Source organism: Streptomyces sp. NPDC001507, from assembly GCF_042894765.1.
Taxonomy (GTDB): Bacteria; Actinomycetota; Actinomycetes; order Streptomycetales; family Streptomycetaceae; genus Streptomyces.
In genome coordinates this window covers 334,509-349,762 of sequence record NZ_JBIAVV010000007.1, presented here as the reverse complement: position 1 = coordinate 349,762, position 15,254 = coordinate 334,509, and the positions used below count along the sequence as shown (strand labels likewise).

Here is a 15,254-nt window from a genome sequence, read left to right as displayed (position 1 = left end):
CGCCCCCAGTCATGTGACACAACTGATGTAACACCGACGATGCTAAGAACAGGTTCCACTGGGCACAAGTGTGGACGAGCAAGCGCTTAGTCAAGATACCCGGTGGGGGTGCGTCCGCACTCCTCACGCTAGCCTCAGCCACCGACAACGGCACGGGTTGCACGACCGAGAGGTGTCATGAGCAGGCTGAAGACGACGGACCGTCCCTACGACCTCGTGCTCTTCGGAGCCACCGGCTTCGTCGGCGAGCTCACCGCCGAATACCTCGCCGCGCACGCGCCCGAAGGCCTGCGCTGGGCGCTCGCGGCCCGGGACGAGCGCAGGCTGGAGGCCCTGCGCGAGCGGCTGCCGGGCGGCGCGGCAGTCGGCGTGCTGCGCGCCGACGTCGCGGAGCCCGCCACCGTCCGCGCCCTCGCCGAGCACGCGCGCGTGGTGGCCACGACGGTCGGCCCGTACGGCCGTTACGGCGAGGACCTGGTCGCGGCCTGCGCGGACACCGGTGCCGACTACCTGGACCTGTGCGGCGAGCCGGAGTTCGTGGACCTGATGTACGTCCGGCACGACGCACGCGCGCGGGAGACGGGCGCCCGCCTGGTGCACGCCTGCGGGTTCGACTCGGTCCCGCACGACCTGGGCGCGTACTTCACGGTCCGGCAGCTGCCGGAGGGCGTGCCGCTGACCGTGGACGGGTTCGTCACCGCGGACGCCACCTTCTCCGGCGGTACCTTCGCCTCCGTGCTGGACCAGTTCGCACGCCCCCGGCAGATGCTCGCCGCCGCCCGGGACCGCGCCCGCCACGAGCCCCGTCTGATGAGCCGCCGGACGAGCGCGCCGACGGGTGCCCCGCGGTTCGCGCCCGAGGTCGGCGCCTGGGCGCTGCCGCTGCCCACGATCGACGCCCAGATCGTGCGCCGCTCGGCGAAGGCCCTGGACCGCTACGGCCCCGACTTCCGCTACCGGCACTACGCGGCCGTCAGGCACCTGCCGGTGGCGCTCGGAGGGATAGCGGCCGTCGGCGCGGTCGCCGCGGCGGCCCAGCTGCCGTCCGCCAGGCGCTGGCTGTCGGACCGGCTCAGGCCCGGGGACGGGCCGGACGCGGAGAAGCGGGCGCGCAGCTGGTTCACGGTCCGGTTCGTGGGCGAGGGCGGCGGACGGCGGGTCTTCACGGAGGTCTCGGGCGGGGATCCCGGCTACGGCGAGACGGCGAAGATGTTCGCGGAGGCCGCCCTCTCGCTCGCCTTCGACGAACTGCCGCCGACGGCCGGCCAGGTCACCACCGCGCAGGCGATGGGCGACGCGCTCACCGAGCGGCTGCGGACGGCGGGCATCGGCTTCCGGGTGGCGGCGACCCGCTGACCCCCTAGGACTGCCACTGGATCACGGTGTAGAGCATCCCGGCCATCCATCCGAACCCCACCACCACGGCGAGGACCAGGGCGGCCGTCACCGTGCGCTCGACGGGCTGGGCGGAGGCGGCGACGGACTCGGGGGCACGGTGTGTGGTCATGCGGCCAGCCTGCCGCCGGACTGTAACGGCGGCATCCGTACTCGTACTCAGAATCGTCACTCAGGCCTGAGCTTCACGCAGCGCCCTGCGGCACAGCGCGTCCGCACGGCGGGTGGTCTCCGGCAGGCGGTACTCCGGGGTGAGCGCGAGCGTGTGGGCGCAGGCGTTGTCGAGGCTCACCCGGTGGCCGACGGAGACGAACACCGGTTTGACGTCGTCCCGGGTGCGCAGGGCGCGGCCGACCTCCTCGGCGCCGGCGAGCAGCGGCGTGTGGCTGCCGCGCGGGGCGGCCGGGGCGTCGTGCGCGAAGGTGAAGGGGTTCTTGGCGACGCCGATGGTGGGCAGGCCGGTGAGGACGCCCAGGTGGCTGGCGAGGCCGAAGCGGCGCGGGTGGGCGAGGCCGTAGCCGTCGCAGACGACCAGGCCCGGCGCGCAGGGCAGCGCGTCCAGGGCGGCCCGTACGGTCGGGATCTCGCGGAAGGCGAGCAGTCCCGGCACGTACGGGAAGGAGACCCGGCCGACGGCGGTCGCCTCGGCGACGACCTCCAGGGTCGCCGCGTCCAGCACGACGGCCGCCGCGGCGACCAGGTCCCGCTCGTCGTCGTAGGCCACGTCGACGCCGGTGACCAGCCCGGTGCCGGGCGGCGGGCCGAGCTCGTCGAGGACCACCCGCCCGCGCAGCCCGTCCTGTACGGCCAGGGCCTGTTCCTCGGTCGCGGGCCAGCCCGCGGGTACCCCTACGGTCGTCGTCATGGTGGGCACGAGCGTACGGCGTGCCACGCGCGCGTGCGGTGACGGCTCGACCGGCGTCCGGCGGGCTCAGCTCTTCTTGGCGTTCAGAGCCCGTTGCAGCTGCGCCTTGTTCATGTCCGAGCGGCCCTCGATGCCGCGCTGCTTGGCCTCCTCGTAGAGCTGGTCGTAGGTCGGGCCCTGGGCGCCGCTGTGGGACCGCTTCCCGCCGCGCCGGCCGGACGACATGTCCTGCGTGGACGTGCGGCTCGCGGTCTTGGACTCGCCGGACCGGGCGCGTTCCTTGTTGACGGTCCGGGCGGCGATCTCCTCGGCGCGCCCCTCGCTCTCGCCCCGGTCGAGCGCGCTCTCCTTGATGTGCTCGTACTGCCGTTCCCGCTTGGGGCTGGATCCGCGTGGCATGACCGCTCCTTTCCGGTGGGCGAGGAACGGGTACCCCCGGGTCAGTTCTCCAGGCGTGCCGCCCGGCCCTGCTCGCCGGCCGCCCAGCAGCTCAGGTCCGGTGTGCAGGACACGGTGTCGTACGAGCCGGTGTCGACGGTGCGCCAGGTGCGGCCGCCGTCGGTGGTCAGGTCGGTGCCCGTGGGGCCGACGGCGAGGGCCGAGGTGCGGCTGTGCGGGAGCCAGGCGACGCCCGAGCGGTAGGCGGGCGGCGGAGTGCCGGCGGGCAGCCAGCCGCGGCCGCCGTCCGGGGTGACCGCGGCCGCCTGTGGCGAGGCCTGGTCGGGGCGGTAGTCGCCGCCGACCGCGAGGCCGTGGCCGCGGTCCCGGAAGGCGAGGGCGAAGACGCCCTTGGCCGGGTCGCCCGCCGGGATCGGGGTGTCGGCGGCGGTCCAGGTCAGGCCGCGGTCGGCGGAGTGCAGCACGCGCGCGTGCGCGCCGCCGCCGGTGGCCAGCCAGGCGTCCTTCGGGCCGGAGGTGACCATGCACTGGCCGCTCGCCGCGAAGCCCGCCTCGCCCGCCAGGGCGGCCGGCATGCCGTCGTCCGGCAGCACGCGCCAGGACCGGCCGCCGTCGCTCGTCGACAGGATGCGGAACTTCCCGTCGACCGGGTCGCTCATGGCGAGGCCGTGGCGGCGGTCGAAGAAGGCCATGCAGTCGTAGAAGGCGGCGGGGTCGGTGTTGCGGAAGGACTCCGTCCAGGTCCGGCCGCCGTCGTCGGTGCGGTAGACCCGGGACGCCTCGCCCTCGCCGATGGCCAGCACCACCGCGCGGCGCGCGTCGAACGCCTCGACGTCCCGGAACTGGAGGTCGCCCGCACCCGGCGGGGAGACGTTCCGCCAGCCGGCCCCGCCGTCCGTGGTGCGCAGCACGGTGCCGCCGGTTCCGGCCAGCCAGGCGGTGTGCCGGTCGACGGCGGCCAGGCCCCGGAACCGCACGCCGGGGGTGCCGGTGTCCTTGAGCGCCCAGTGCGGTACCCGGGCGCCGGCCTGCGCGGAACCGGCGGTCAGTGCGGCCAGCGCCGCGGTGCACGCCACCCCCACCGCGACCGCTCGGCCGGTGCGTCGGGCTCGTCCAGTGCGTCGCGTGCTCCCCAAGCGCCTCATGGCGCGCGAAGCTAGCCGACCGCCGCGACGCCGTCCAGAGGGCCCGGCCACCCCTCTGACCGGTAAGCCCCGGGTGTGAATGAAGGCGGTGACAGAGGTCACTCGCCCAACCTGTGCACGGATCGGCCGCTTCCTTCGTCTCCTCCAGTGCCAGGTCTCACACACCCGGGAATCCGTACCACCGTCACGAGGGAGCAAGGCGTTGTCCACCGTCATCGAGCAGCCCGTAGAGGCCCGCTTGGTCGCCGCGTCACCGCGCATGCCGAGCATTCCCGCCACCCTGCGCTACGACCGCGACGACCCCTTCGCCGTGCGCATGACCTTCCCGGCCCCGGCCACCCTGGAGGGGGTCGACGTCTGCTGGACGTTCTCCCGCGAGCTGCTGGCCGCCGGACTGCACGCGCCGGAGGGCAACGGGGACGTCCGGGTGCGGCCGTACGGCTACGACCGGACCGTGCTGGAGTTCCACGCTCCCGAGGGCACCGCCGTCGTCCATGTGCGCTCCGGCGAGATCCGCCGGTTCCTGCAGGCCACCGGCGACCTGGTGCCCACCGGTCTCGAACACCTTCAGCTGGACCTGGACCACGACCTGGCCGAGCTGATGCGGGACGCCTGCTGACCAGGCGTTTCCCGGCGGTGCTTAATTGCGTTGACACTCCAGGTGGCCCCTCCTAACGTGTATCCGGTCCTGTTGCCGCCGATTGGAGAAGGACGTTGCTCGTCTGAGGTCCTGAGACACCGCGTCACACCCGTGAGGTGTGTCTGTGGCGTTCGACCTCGGCGTGTGAGCCGTCCTCCCGGCGCAGGATCTCTCCCTGGCCCTCTCGGCTTCTGCCTCGCGGTGTCTCGACACGCGTCTGTCCCCCGACACCGCAAGCAACCGCGAGGCGCCCATGTCAGCATCCCTGACCATCACGTCCCTCTCCTTCGCCTGGCCCGACGGCTCCCCCGTCTTCGACGGCCTGGACATCTCCTTCGGCCCCGGCCGCACCGGCCTGGTCGGCGTCAACGGCTCGGGGAAGTCGACGCTGTTGAAGCTCGTCGCCGGGGAACTCACCCCCGCCGAGGGCTCGGTGAAGGTGACCGGTGAGGTCGGCCACCTCCCGCAGAACGTCACGCTCGACACCGCGCTGCGCGTCGAGGAGGTGCTCGGCATCGCCACTCGGCGGGCCGCCCTGCACGCCATCGAGGCGGGCGACGCGTCCGAGCGGCACTTCGAGGCGCTCGGCGACGACTGGGACGTCGAGGAGCGCGCCCTGGTCACCCTCGGCGAACTCGGCCTTGACCACATCGGCCTGGACCGGACCGTGGGCGAGGTGTCCGGCGGCGAGTCGGTGCTGCTGCGACTGGCCGCGCTGCTCCTGCGGCGGCCTGACGTGCTGCTGCTCGACGAACCCACCAACAACCTCGACCTGTACGCCCGCAAGCGGCTGTACGCGGCCGTCGCCTCCTGGCCGGGCGTACTGATCGTGGTCAGCCACGACCGCGAACTCCTCGACCTGGTCGACCAGATCGCCGACCTGCGGGGCGGTGAGGTCACCTGGTACGGCGGCAACTTCTCGGCCTACGAGGAGGCCCTCGCCGTAGAACAGGAGGCGGCCGAGCGCATGGTGCGGGTCGCCGAGGCCGACGTCCGCAAGCAGAAGCGCGAACTCTCCGACGCCCAGGTCAAACTGGCCCGCCGCAAGCGGTACGGCCAGAAGATGTACGAGCAGAAGCGCGAGCCGAGGATCGTCATGGGGGCGCGCAAGCGGGCCGCGCAGGAGTCCGCCGGCAAGCACCGCATCATGCACGAGGAGCGGCTCAGCGAGGCGAAGGAGCGGCTGGACGAGGCGGTGGAGGCGGTACGGGACGACGACGAGATCCGCGTCGAACTGCCGTACACGGCCGTACCGCCGGGCCGGAACGTGCTGACGCTGGAGAACCTGGAGCTCGCGCACGGCTCGCGGGTGAAGGGGATCCTCGACCTGCGCGGGCCCGAGCGGATCGCCCTGATCGGACGCAACGGCGCGGGCAAGACGACCCTGCTGCGGACGATCGCCGGGGAGCTGGCGCCGGTCGCGGGCGCGGCGCACGCGCACGTGCCGATGCGTTTCCTGCCGCAGCGGCTGGACGTTCTCGACGACGGGCTGACCGTCGCCGAGAACGTGGCCCGGTTCGCACCGGACGCCGGCAACAACCGGATCCGGGCGCGGCTGGCCCGCTTCCTGTTCCGGGGCGCCCGGGCCGACCAGCAGGCGGGCACGCTCTCCGGCGGCGAGCGCTTCCGGGCGGCACTGGCCGCGCTGCTGCTCGCGGAGCCCGCGCCGCAGCTGCTGATGCTGGACGAGCCGACGAACAACCTCGACATGGCGAGCGTCAGGCAGCTCACCACGGCCCTGGAGTCGTACGCGGGCGCCCTGGTCGTCGCCAGTCACGACCTGCCGTTCCTGGAGTCGATCGGGATCACGCGGTGGCTGCTGATGGCGGACGGGGAGCTGACCGGCACAACTCCGGACGAGGTGGCGCGTCTCGGTGAGGGCACAGCCTGACAACGGGGGTTTTGTCGACACCGATCCGCCCTGCATGATGGCGGTCCGGCGCCCCGGCAATGGGCGCCGGACCGAATCACCGACCCCGGAGACCCGACGTGCCCAGCAAGAAGGCCCTCATCCGCCGCCCCAGCCCGCGCCTTGCCGAAGGCCTGGTGACGCACATCGAGCGGGAGAAGGTCGACGTCGAGCTCGCGCAGGAACAGTGGGAGGCGTACGCGGAGACGCTGCGCGCGCACGGCTGGGAGACCGTCGAGGTGGACCCGGAGGACGACTGCCCGGACTCGGTGTTCGTCGAGGACGCGGTCGTCATGTACAAGAACGTGGCGCTGATCACCCGGCCCGGCGCCGAGTCCCGGCGCGCGGAGACGGCCGGCGTCGAGGAGGCGGTGGCCCGGCTCGGCTGCTCGGTGAACTGGATCTGGGAGCCGGGCACCCTGGACGGGGGTGACGTCCTCAAGGTCGGTGACACCGTCTACGTCGGCCGCGGCGGCCGGACCAACGCTGCCGGGGTGCAGCAACTGCGGGCCGCGTTCGAGCCGCTGGGCGCGCGGGTGGTCGCCGTACCGGTGAGCAAGGTGCTGCACCTGAAGTCGGCGGTGACCGCGCTGCCCGACGGAACGATTCTGGGCCACATCCCGAACGTGGACCGGCCGTCGCTGTTCCCGGGCTTCCTGGCGGTGCCCGAGGAGGCGGGCGCCCATGTGGTGCTGCTGGGCGGCGGCAAGCTGCTGATGTCGGCGAGCGCCCCGAAGACCGCGGAACTACTGGCCGATCTCGGCCACGAGGTGGTCACGGTGGACATTTCCGAGTTCGAGAAACTTGAGGGGTGTGTGACGTGCCTCTCGGTGCGACTGCGGGAGTTGTACGCCTGACGGGTGATCGTTTCACCTCTTCAGCCCCGGGACCTGCGCGTCCCGGGGCTGCTTGGCATGTCCCGATTCGCCTTGTGCACCGGGCCTGATCAGCAGTGTTTACAGCGCACTTAACCTACGGCTTCGTAACCTACGGATTCGTAGCCTACGATCACGTAGGTTTCCGGCCCCGCTCGCCGGTCCTCTCCCGTTCATCCGCTCTTGTTCGGCGTCCCCCTGGAGTTCTCGTGACGATCACTTCTCCCCATCTCGGCAGCCCGTCCGTGTGGACCGACGCGCGACTGCTGTACGCCCTGGAGGAAGTGGTCGAGAAGGAGCTGAACCGGCATCTGAAGGTCGCCAAGGACTGGATGCCGCACGAGTACGTGCCGTGGACGGACGCCCGTAACTTCCCCGGCTTCTTCGAGGACGGCCAGGCCTGGGAGAAGGAGCACTCCAAGGTCACCGAGATCGGCCGGACCGCACTGGTGGTGAACCTGCTCACCGAGGACAACCTGCCCAGCTACCACCACGAGATCGCCTCACTGTTCGGCCGGGACGGCGCCTGGGGCACCTGGGTGCACCGCTGGACCGCCGAGGAGGGCCGGCACGGCATCGTGATGCGCGACTACCTGCTCGCCTCGCGCGCGGTGGACCCGGACAAGCTGGAGCAGTTCCGGATGTCGCACATGAGCGAGGGCTTCGAGTCGGACAACCGGCACTCGATGCTGCACTCCATCGCCTACGTCGCCTTCCAGGAACTCGCGACCCGCATCTCGCATCGCAACACCGGCCACCAGTCCGGCGACCCGGTCTGCGACCGCATGCTGGCCCGCATCGCCACCGACGAGAACCTGCACATGGTCTTCTACCGCAACCTCCTGAAGGCCGCGTTCGAACTGGCCCCCGACCTGACCATGCAGGCGGTACGGGACGTCGTCGTCGACTTCCGCATGCCCGGCCACGGCATCCCCGGCTTCGAGCGGGCCGCGGCCCAGATGGCGATCGGCGAGGTCTACAACCTGCGCATCCACCACGACGACGTGCTCCAGCCGGTGCTGCGCCATCTGAAGGTCCTGGAGATCGACGGCCTCGGCCCTGAGGGCCTCAAGGCGCAGGAGGAACTCGGCCTGTTCATGGGCGGACTGGACGCGGAGGCCACGAAGTTCGACGAGAAGCTGGCCGCGCGCAAGGCCCGGATGGCGGCGCGCGCCGGCGCCTGACGCCCCGACCGAGGGGGCGCCCGGATTCTCCGGTGCACCCTGTCGGTGGCCTGCGGCATCATGCGCGCATGCGTGCTGACATCACCTCCGGCCGGGCGGTCGGCTTCCTGCTGGACCTGATCGACCCCGCGGACGCCGACCGGGTACGCGCGCGTGTCGGGCTGCCCCGGCCCGCGCCGGAGGATCCCCGCGAGGCCAGGCGCCGCATTCCCTGGGGGCTGCCGGCGCTGCCGTCCTCGGTCGTGCTGTGGATGCTCCAGGAGGACGACCCGGATCTCAACGCCGTCGTCTGGCGGCTGCTCACCGACCGGGACACGGCACTGCGGCGGGCGATCCTGGACGGCGTGCCCTTCGCACCGGGGCGACTGCTCGCGGTGGAGGTCGATCCGGTCCTGCGCGACGACTACGCCGAGCCGCCGGTCCCGGAGCGGGTCGCCCGCCTCGGGCTGGTGCCGGCGCTGCGCGAGTCGGGCTCCATGGCCGCCGCACGGGCGGCCACCTCGATGGTCTACCGGCGCGAGCACTGGCAGACGGTCGCCGAGGCGGACCGCGAGAACTCCCTGCCCGGCTACGTCCGCTGGGCCCTGTCCGTCCGCCCGGACTGCCCGCCCTCCCTGCGCGCCCAGTTCGGTACCCACCGCAAGTTCGACTTCCGGGTCCGCCGGGCGGGGATCCTGGACGGGCCCGCCGCGTACGCCCTCGACCACGGACCGGCCCTGGACGTCCTGAAGGTGCTCTCCCTGAGCCACGTGATGTTCCCGCGCCGCGCCGCCGAGACCGAGGACGCACTGCGCCCGCTGGTCCACGACCACCTCGGCGACCGCGAGGAGGCCTGGGCGGTACTGGCCCAGCTCCTGGACACCTTCCACGGCACGACCGGGGAACTGGTCAGGACGGCGGGGGCCATCGCCTAGCCCGTTCGAGACGCTCCAGGGGGACGGGGCGGCCGGATTCGAACCGGCGTGTTCTGGTTCTGGAGACCGGTGCGCCTGCCTCTGCGCTACGGCCCCGCCCTTGCGGCAGATCGTAATGCCTTGGCCCGTTGTCGGTGCCGGCTGGTACCAATGGAGCTCCGGGGGAACTGCGCGGCGGGGGACGGCACATGTCGTACGGAGATCGGGGGCGGCCACGCCCTCCAGTGGTCGGCCTGGCCGACCGCAGGGCACTCGAGGCGTACCGCCCGGCGGATCCGGAGGTCGTGGCCCGGGCGCAGCGGCTGAAGGAGGCCGCACTGCTCGACTTCGGGCTGACGGAGTCGACGGTCGCCTCGTGGCTGTACTCGAAGTGCCCGCACCAGATCCCGACGACGGCGGTGGACACGGCGGCCGTGGTCGCCTCGGGCGACGGCACCTGCCTGCTGCTCTACAACCCGGACTTTTTCGTCGGGCTGGGACTGGACGGCGTGAAGTTCGTGCTGTTCCACGAGGCCCGGCACCTGGTGCACCGTCACCTCTTGGCCGGTCCTGAGCTGCGCGAGGACCCGGTGTTCGCGCTCGCCGCCGAGGTCGCCGTCAACCACGTGGCCCTCGTCCGCCTCGGCCGCACGGAGCTGCCGGTGCTGGACGGCCGGCCGACGGGCGTCGACCCGCGCGCGGTCTACGACGCCTACCACGACGACCTGACGGCCCACGGCCTGGAGCCGCTGACGTACGACGCCTTCACCGAGACGGACCTGCGGATCTATGGCGAGCTGAAGCGCATGCGCGAGCCGCCGGTGCCGCCGCCGCTGTGCCCGCACCTGGTGGAGGGCCTGGTCCCCGCCGACCAGGCGACCGTGGACGAGGTGACGTCGTCGGCGCTGCTCAACTCCTTGCTGGCGGCCCGGCGCGGCCACGCGGGCGCGGAGCGCGAGCTGCTCGACCTCCTGAACCGTACGGAGGAGGGGTCGGCGCGGGCCGCGAGGCTCTGGGGGAAGCTGGGCGCGGGCATGCTGCGCGGCCAGACCACCCGCACCCGGACCATCGACTGGTGGCAGCGCTGGCTGGTGGACGTACTGGGCTCCCGGCTCCGCGACGGCGAGCGGCTGGTGTACCCGAAGAAGCGCGGCGCCCTGCTCGCGGCCCTCGGCCAGGACCCGATGCTCGCCCGGCGCGGCCCGGTGCGCGAGAAGGTGCTCGTCATCGCCTACGACACCTCGGGCTCGATGCCGGACCGGGTGGTGGACTGGCTCACCCGGCTCGTCGGCCGGATCGACGGGGTGGCGGCGCACTGGCTGTCCTTCGACGCCGTGGTGATGCCGTTCCGGCCCGGCGAGAGGGTGTACGGCGGGGGCGGCACCAGCTTCCAGGCGGTCGCGGACTACGTGGAGGGCCGTGCCGAGGTGGCGGGCCGGCGCTGCGAGGTGGACCCGGACGCGGTCCTCGTCCTCACCGACGGCTACGCGCCGCCGATCACCCCGGCCGCGCCGGAGAAATGGATCTGGCTGATCACCGAGGGCGGCAACGACTGGCCCGAGACGCACACGCCCGCGATGGACTGCCATCGCGTCACGACGGGATCGCGGTAGATGAGCACGCAGACACAGCAGACACAGCAGCCGCAGCGCCCGGCCTCGTCCCGTCTGGAATCCTTCATCGACGCGATGATCGACCTGCGGCAGACGGGTCAGGTCTTCGGCGAGCACGGCATCGGAAAGACGGCGACGTTCTTCTCGCACCTCGCCCGCGCGTACCCGGACACCTCGCTGGTGTACGTGCCGGCGGCGAACCTGACCCCGGACGACCTGCTGGTCAACGCACCGGTCCGGGACCCGCGCACGGGGGAGCTGGTGCTGCGCCAGCTGGTGATGGGCCGGCTCCGGCCGGACCGGCCGTTCGTGCTGCTCATCGACGACTCGCTGCAGGCGGGCGACACGATCCAGTCGCAGCTCATGCAGGTCGCCTGCAACTGGACGCTCGGCGAGCACGACCTGCGCGCCCTGGGCTGCGTGGGCGTGTTCCTCACCGACAACGAGTCGCTGACGGAGACCTCGGCACGCCGCGGCGACCTGGCGCTGCTGGACCGCATGGTGACGATCCGGATCACCGCGAACGACACGTCGTGGCGCCGCCATCTCGCGGCCAAGTACCGCCCCTGGGACCTGCGTCCGGTCTTCTCCCTGTGGGCGTCCCTCTCCCCCGCCCTGCGCGAGCTGCTCTCCCCGCGCACCCTCGACCACGTGCTGGCCAACGCGCGCGAGGGCTTCCCGTTGCGCTGGGGCCTGCCACTGGTCGACGGCGGGCGGCTGCGGCTGGCCGAGCCGGGCCCGGACGGACGGCCGGGGCAGAACCGCACCGCCGAGATCCTCGACCGGATCGCCGCGAGCGTGGGCGTCGCCAACCCCGCGACGGTCGCGGACCCGGTGCGGCAGGTGGTGCGGGCGGCGCTGCGCAACCGCTGGACGGTGCTGCTCCAGGGGCCGCCGGGCTGCGGCAAGACGGAGCTGGTCCGGGAGACCCTGCGCGACGGGCTCGGCCGGGACGCCCTGTACTTCTCGCTGCCGGTGACGAACGTCGAGGACCTGTGCGCGCCGGTCCCGTCCCCGGACGGCACGCTCGACAACCTCCTCGCCGCGCCCTTCACGGGGCCGGAGCCCAAGGCGATCGTGTGGGACGAGTACAACCGGCCCAAGGACCGGGCCGCGTTCGCCAAGCTGATGGAGGTCACCCAGGAGTGGTCGCTGGCGGGACAGCGGATCGAGAACCTGCGGGCCCAGATAGCCGTGCAGAACCCGCCGTACCACCTGGGGCGCAAGCTGCTGGTGTCGCGGAACAACATCGCCCAGGCGACCCGGTTCACGGCGTCGCTCCTGGTCGAGCCCGAGGACATCCCGGCCAACGAGTGGCTGCTCGCCCGGTACGGCCGCGACGCCGAGACGGTCCTGGAGTGGTGGAAGCACGACATCGACGACGAGGGAAGGGCCTGGATCACCAAGCGGACCCTGGAGCGCCTCGTCAGACTGCACCGCAAGGGACTGCCGCTGGAGATGGCCACGGTCTACCTCGGCGACGGCGAGTACGCGCCGGTGCCGCTGACGGCCCTCGTCGACCGTTTCAAGGGCCGCCCGGTGACGGGCCTGCGCGAGCTGGCCCGGGACGTCGACGTCTGGGAGGACCGGCTGCGCAGAGCCGCCGCGCACTCCGGCGAGGGCGGTGACGACAGCGACGTGGTGCACCAGATCCTCGCCAACGCGGAGCTGTCCCAGCTGAAGAGGCACCGGGCGGCGGTGAGCCGCCTGGTGGCCCTGCTGCCGGCCAAGTTGCGCGCGACCTACCTGGTGGGGGCGTCCGAGCGGCAGCAGCGGTACTGGACGGAGGTCTTCACGGACCTGCGCGGGAGCTGACGGTCAGGTCCGCGGCGGTGCGGTCCGGTGCACGCTGTGTACGGCGGCCACGTCGGCCGGGACGGTGGGTGCCTGGATGTGGGCGCTGAGGCCGGCCAGGCGGCGCTTGACGCTTGCGGCGATACCGGCGCCGAGGCGGTAGCGGGTGGCCGTGCCGGCCCGGGCCGCGTGGTCGAGGAGCCGGTGGGCCTCGCGGCTGCGCATCCCGGTGTGGGTCAGCACCAGGTGGGCGAGGCGGTGTTCGGAGGCGGACAGGGCCCGGCCGATCGTGTCGGCGGCGGCCAGGTCGATCCGGTTGTCGCCCGCGGCGAGGACGGCCGCCGCACGTACCCGCCCCAGGTCGAGCAGGGTCACCCCGGCGCCGGCCGCTGCCGCCACCAGGCGGGCGGCGGCCGCCGGTCCGATGCCGTTGCTGGCGACCGCGAGCCGGGTCAGCCGCCCGTACGGCGCCCGGTCCAGGGCGTCGGCCAGCTCCAGCGCGCCCGCGTCCCCCAACCTGGCGGCGGCCACGTACAGTTCGCCGAGCCCCCCGCCGGCGACGACGGCGGCCAGGGCCCGTGCCCCGGCCGCGCCCAGCGGGTTGCCGCCGGCGAAGAGCCGCTCGATCCGGCGTCCGTTGCCGGCCGCGGCGAGCAGCGCGTCGGCGAGCTCCGCCGCTCCGTCCGGGTCGAGTCCGGTCTGGACGAGGTCAAGGGTGCGCAAGGAGCGGGCGGATGCGATCAGTTCGGCGGCGGCCCGGCCGCCTCTGCCGCCCAGCGGGTTGCGCTTGAGCCATACCCCGGTGACGACCTGCGGCGAGGCTCGCAGCTGGTCGGCGATCCGGCAGGCGCCGCCCGCCGTGATGCCGTTGCAGCCCAGGTAGAGCGTCTCCACCTCGGCGCCGGAACCGGCCACGGCTTCGGCGCCCGCGTCGCCGAGCGCGTCCGTGCCGAGCAGCAGGTGCCGTACCGGAGTGGGCCCTTCACCGAGGGCCTCGGCGATCAGGGCGGCGCCCGCCGGGCCGACGTCCTGCTTGCACAGGTCGAGGCGGCCGTCCGGCAGCGCGGTGCCGGCGGTGAAGTCCAGCCGCTCCCCCGCCGGGCGGCCGGCCCGCAGCCAGTCGAGCAGCGGGGCGAGTTCGGCGGCGGGGCGCGGCACGACGTGCGGGACACCGGCGAACGTCTCCCGCCTGTCCTCAGGGTCCTCGCTCACCACTCCGCCTGCCGGTAGTCCTTCAGGAACACCCCGGACACCGGGTCCCCGGCCTCGCCGCGCACGATCGGGTCGTAGACGCGGGCCGCACCGTCGACGACGTCCAGGGGCGTGCGAAAGCCGGCGCCGGCGATCCGGGCCTTCTTGGGGGCCGGGTTCTCGTCGGTGATCCAGCCGGTGTCGACGGCGCACATGTGGACGCCCCGCTCCGCGAGTTCGGCGGCGCTGGTGCGGGTGAGCATGTTGAGGGCGGCCTTGGCCATGTTGGTGTGCGGATGGCCGGCCGTCTTGTTGCGGACGGCGAACCGGCCCTCGACCGCGGTCACGTTCACCACGTAGCGGCGCGGCCGGGGCGAGGCCAGCAGCAGCGGCAGCAGCCGGTCGCACAGCAGGGCCGGGGCCAGGGCGTTGACGAGCTGGGTCTCCAGGACCTCGGCCGGGTCGAGGGCGCCCAGCCGGGCCGACCAGGAGTTCTCGGGCGACGGATCAGGCAGCAGCCCGGCCTCGTCGGCCTCGCGCAGGGCGACGGGCAGGGACGCGGCCGAGCCGGCCAGTCTGCGCATCGGGGTGAATCCGGGAGCCTGCCGGGCACCCGGGGGCAGCGCGTCGGGTTCGCCGGCGGCCAGCAGGGCGTACGACTCGGGCGGTCTGCGCACGGTCTGGGCCGCGTTGTTGACGAGGATGTCCAGCGGTTCGCCCTCCTGCCGCAACTCCTCGCACAGGCCGAGCACCTGGCGCGGGTCGCGCAGGTCGACGGCGAGGACGGTGAGCCGGTCCAGCCACTTCGCGCTGCCGGGGGCGGCCTCGAAGCGGCGCACGGTGTCCTGCGGGAAACGGGAGGTGACCAGGACCTCGGCGCCGTCGCGGAGCATCATCAGGGCCAGCTGGAAGCCGATCTTCACCCTGCCGCCGGTGAGCAGCGCACGGCGGCCGCCGAGGTCCGTGGTCAGGGCGCGGCGCGCGGTGTTGTCGACGGCGCAGTCGGGGCAGAGCCGGTGGTAGAAGGTGTCGACCTGTCGATAGGGCGACTTGCAGACGTAGCAGGTGCGCGGCTTGCGGAAGACGCCGCCGGTGCCGGGCACGGCCAGCGCCGCGTCCTCGCGGCGGTCCAGGGCACCGGTCGCGGTCGCGGCCATCACGGCGGCGTCGGCCTGCGAGGTCTCGGCGCCGCGCGTCCGGCGGCGGCGCAGCCGTCCGTCACGGGCGAAGGAGGCGGCGACCTGCTCGGCCCGCAGCCGCACCGGGTCGTCAACGGGCAGCGCCCGCAGCTTCCCCACGACCTCGTGGAAGGCGGCCAGTTCCGCCTCGGTGATCGCCTCGCCCATCCGCC

General features: G+C 73.0%; 14 protein-coding genes and 1 tRNA gene. 8 read left to right on the top strand and 7 right to left on the bottom strand.

Annotation, left to right across the window (positions count from 1 at the left end; all coding sequences use genetic code 11):
- The first annotated feature begins 177 nt into the window (after nucleotides 1-177).
- Complete coding sequence (locus ACFY0K_RS24175) at nucleotides 178-1,356, top strand: saccharopine dehydrogenase family protein (RefSeq protein ID WP_390641609.1); 1,179 nt, start codon at nucleotides 178-180, stop codon at nucleotides 1,354-1,356.
- 4 nt (nucleotides 1,357-1,360) lie between these two features.
- On the opposite strand, the gene mmpA is transcribed toward ACFY0K_RS24175, so the two are convergent.
- From mmpA to ACFY0K_RS24155, 4 genes are all read right to left on the bottom strand, one after another.
- On the bottom strand, nucleotides 1,361-1,507 hold the full coding sequence (mmpA, locus tag ACFY0K_RS24170; protein WP_390641608.1) for a morphogenic membrane protein MmpA: 147 nt from the start codon (nucleotides 1,505-1,507) through the stop codon (nucleotides 1,361-1,363).
- A 60-nt stretch (nucleotides 1,508-1,567) separates the two neighbouring features.
- Nucleotides 1,568-2,260: an endonuclease V gene (locus ACFY0K_RS24165; protein WP_390641607.1), complete on the bottom strand. Its 693-nt coding sequence runs from the start codon at nucleotides 2,258-2,260 to the stop codon at nucleotides 1,568-1,570.
- Between the two features lie 66 nt (nucleotides 2,261-2,326).
- A complete protein-coding gene (locus tag ACFY0K_RS24160; protein ID WP_390641606.1) occupies nucleotides 2,327-2,659 on the bottom strand; it encodes a plasmid stabilization protein in 333 nt (110 codons plus the stop codon).
- Nucleotides 2,660-2,700: 41 nt separating this feature from the next.
- The gene (locus ACFY0K_RS24155; RefSeq protein ID WP_390641605.1) at nucleotides 2,701-3,804 is read right to left on the bottom strand and encodes a WD40/YVTN/BNR-like repeat-containing protein; all 1,104 of its coding nucleotides are present in this window, start codon (nucleotides 3,802-3,804) and stop codon (nucleotides 2,701-2,703) included.
- Between the two features lie 202 nt (nucleotides 3,805-4,006).
- Between ACFY0K_RS24155 and ACFY0K_RS24150 the strand changes: the two genes are divergently transcribed.
- The 5 genes from ACFY0K_RS24150 to ACFY0K_RS24130 all read left to right on the top strand — a co-directional run bounded on the left by ACFY0K_RS24150 (nucleotide 4,007) and on the right by ACFY0K_RS24130 (nucleotide 9,326).
- Nucleotides 4,007-4,423, top strand: a complete 417-nt coding sequence (locus tag ACFY0K_RS24150; protein ID WP_390641604.1) for an SsgA family sporulation/cell division regulator — start codon at nucleotides 4,007-4,009, stop codon at nucleotides 4,421-4,423.
- A 274-nt stretch (nucleotides 4,424-4,697) separates the two neighbouring features.
- Nucleotides 4,698-6,335 (top strand): ABC-F family ATP-binding cassette domain-containing protein, encoded by a 1,638-nt coding sequence (locus ACFY0K_RS24145; RefSeq protein ID WP_390641603.1) that lies wholly within the window; start codon nucleotides 4,698-4,700, stop codon nucleotides 6,333-6,335.
- 98 nt (nucleotides 6,336-6,433) lie between these two features.
- Nucleotides 6,434-7,210, top strand: coding sequence for a dimethylargininase (gene ddaH / locus ACFY0K_RS24140; RefSeq protein ID WP_390641602.1), 777 nt, complete (start codon nucleotides 6,434-6,436; stop codon nucleotides 7,208-7,210).
- Nucleotides 7,211-7,437: 227 nt separating this feature from the next.
- On the top strand, nucleotides 7,438-8,412 hold the full coding sequence (locus ACFY0K_RS24135; RefSeq protein WP_351955901.1) for an acyl-ACP desaturase: 975 nt from the start codon (nucleotides 7,438-7,440) through the stop codon (nucleotides 8,410-8,412).
- A gap of 68 nt (nucleotides 8,413-8,480) precedes the next feature.
- The gene (locus ACFY0K_RS24130; RefSeq protein ID WP_390641601.1) at nucleotides 8,481-9,326 is read left to right on the top strand and encodes a hypothetical protein; all 846 of its coding nucleotides are present in this window, start codon (nucleotides 8,481-8,483) and stop codon (nucleotides 9,324-9,326) included.
- 23 nt (nucleotides 9,327-9,349) lie between these two features.
- Here the strand turns inward: ACFY0K_RS24130 and ACFY0K_RS24125 are convergent.
- A tRNA-Trp gene (locus ACFY0K_RS24125) sits at nucleotides 9,350-9,423 on the bottom strand.
- A 91-nt stretch (nucleotides 9,424-9,514) separates the two neighbouring features.
- Here ACFY0K_RS24125 and ACFY0K_RS24120 point away from each other — a divergent pair.
- A complete protein-coding gene (locus ACFY0K_RS24120; RefSeq protein ID WP_390641600.1) occupies nucleotides 9,515-10,918 on the top strand; it encodes a hypothetical protein in 1,404 nt (467 codons plus the stop codon).
- A complete protein-coding gene (locus ACFY0K_RS24115; RefSeq protein WP_390641599.1) occupies nucleotides 10,919-12,733 on the top strand; it encodes an AAA family ATPase in 1,815 nt (604 codons plus the stop codon).
- A 3-nt stretch (nucleotides 12,734-12,736) separates the two neighbouring features.
- Here ACFY0K_RS24115 and ACFY0K_RS24110 read toward each other — a convergent pair whose 3' ends face one another.
- Together ACFY0K_RS24110 and ACFY0K_RS24105 are read right to left on the bottom strand one after the other, a co-directional pair.
- Nucleotides 12,737-13,924: a ribonuclease inhibitor gene (locus ACFY0K_RS24110; protein WP_390641598.1), complete on the bottom strand. Its 1,188-nt coding sequence runs from the start codon at nucleotides 13,922-13,924 to the stop codon at nucleotides 12,737-12,739.
- On the bottom strand, nucleotides 13,921-15,249 hold the full coding sequence (locus ACFY0K_RS24105; RefSeq protein ID WP_390641597.1) for an SDR family NAD(P)-dependent oxidoreductase: 1,329 nt from the start codon (nucleotides 15,247-15,249) through the stop codon (nucleotides 13,921-13,923). Before ACFY0K_RS24105 ends, ACFY0K_RS24110 begins: the two co-directional genes overlap by 4 nt.
- Nucleotides 15,250-15,254: the final 5 nt, after the last annotated feature.

Bases quoted from the DNA above. Each gene is read 5' to 3' on its own strand.
- ACFY0K_RS24155 (WP_390641605.1), bottom strand. From the start codon at position 3,804: ATGAGGCGCTTGGGGAGCACGCGACGCACTGGACGAGCCCGACGCACC.
- ACFY0K_RS24115 (WP_390641599.1), top strand. From the start codon at position 10,919: ATGAGCACGCAGACACAGCAGACACAGCAGCCGCAGCGCCCGGCCTCG.
- ACFY0K_RS24105 (WP_390641597.1), bottom strand. From the start codon at position 15,249: ATGGGCGAGGCGATCACCGAGGCGGAACTGGCCGCCTTCCACGAGGTC.
- ACFY0K_RS24130 (WP_390641601.1), top strand. From the start codon at position 8,481: ATGCGTGCTGACATCACCTCCGGCCGGGCGGTCGGCTTCCTGCTGGAC.
- ACFY0K_RS24145 (WP_390641603.1), top strand. From the start codon at position 4,698: ATGTCAGCATCCCTGACCATCACGTCCCTCTCCTTCGCCTGGCCCGAC.
- ACFY0K_RS24175 (WP_390641609.1), top strand. From the start codon at position 178: ATGAGCAGGCTGAAGACGACGGACCGTCCCTACGACCTCGTGCTCTTC.
- ACFY0K_RS24120 (WP_390641600.1), top strand. From the start codon at position 9,515: ATGTCGTACGGAGATCGGGGGCGGCCACGCCCTCCAGTGGTCGGCCTG.
- ACFY0K_RS24165 (WP_390641607.1), bottom strand. From the start codon at position 2,260: ATGACGACGACCGTAGGGGTACCCGCGGGCTGGCCCGCGACCGAGGAA.
- mmpA (WP_390641608.1), bottom strand. From the start codon at position 1,507: ATGACCACACACCGTGCCCCCGAGTCCGTCGCCGCCTCCGCCCAGCCC.
- ACFY0K_RS24160 (WP_390641606.1), bottom strand. From the start codon at position 2,659: ATGCCACGCGGATCCAGCCCCAAGCGGGAACGGCAGTACGAGCACATC.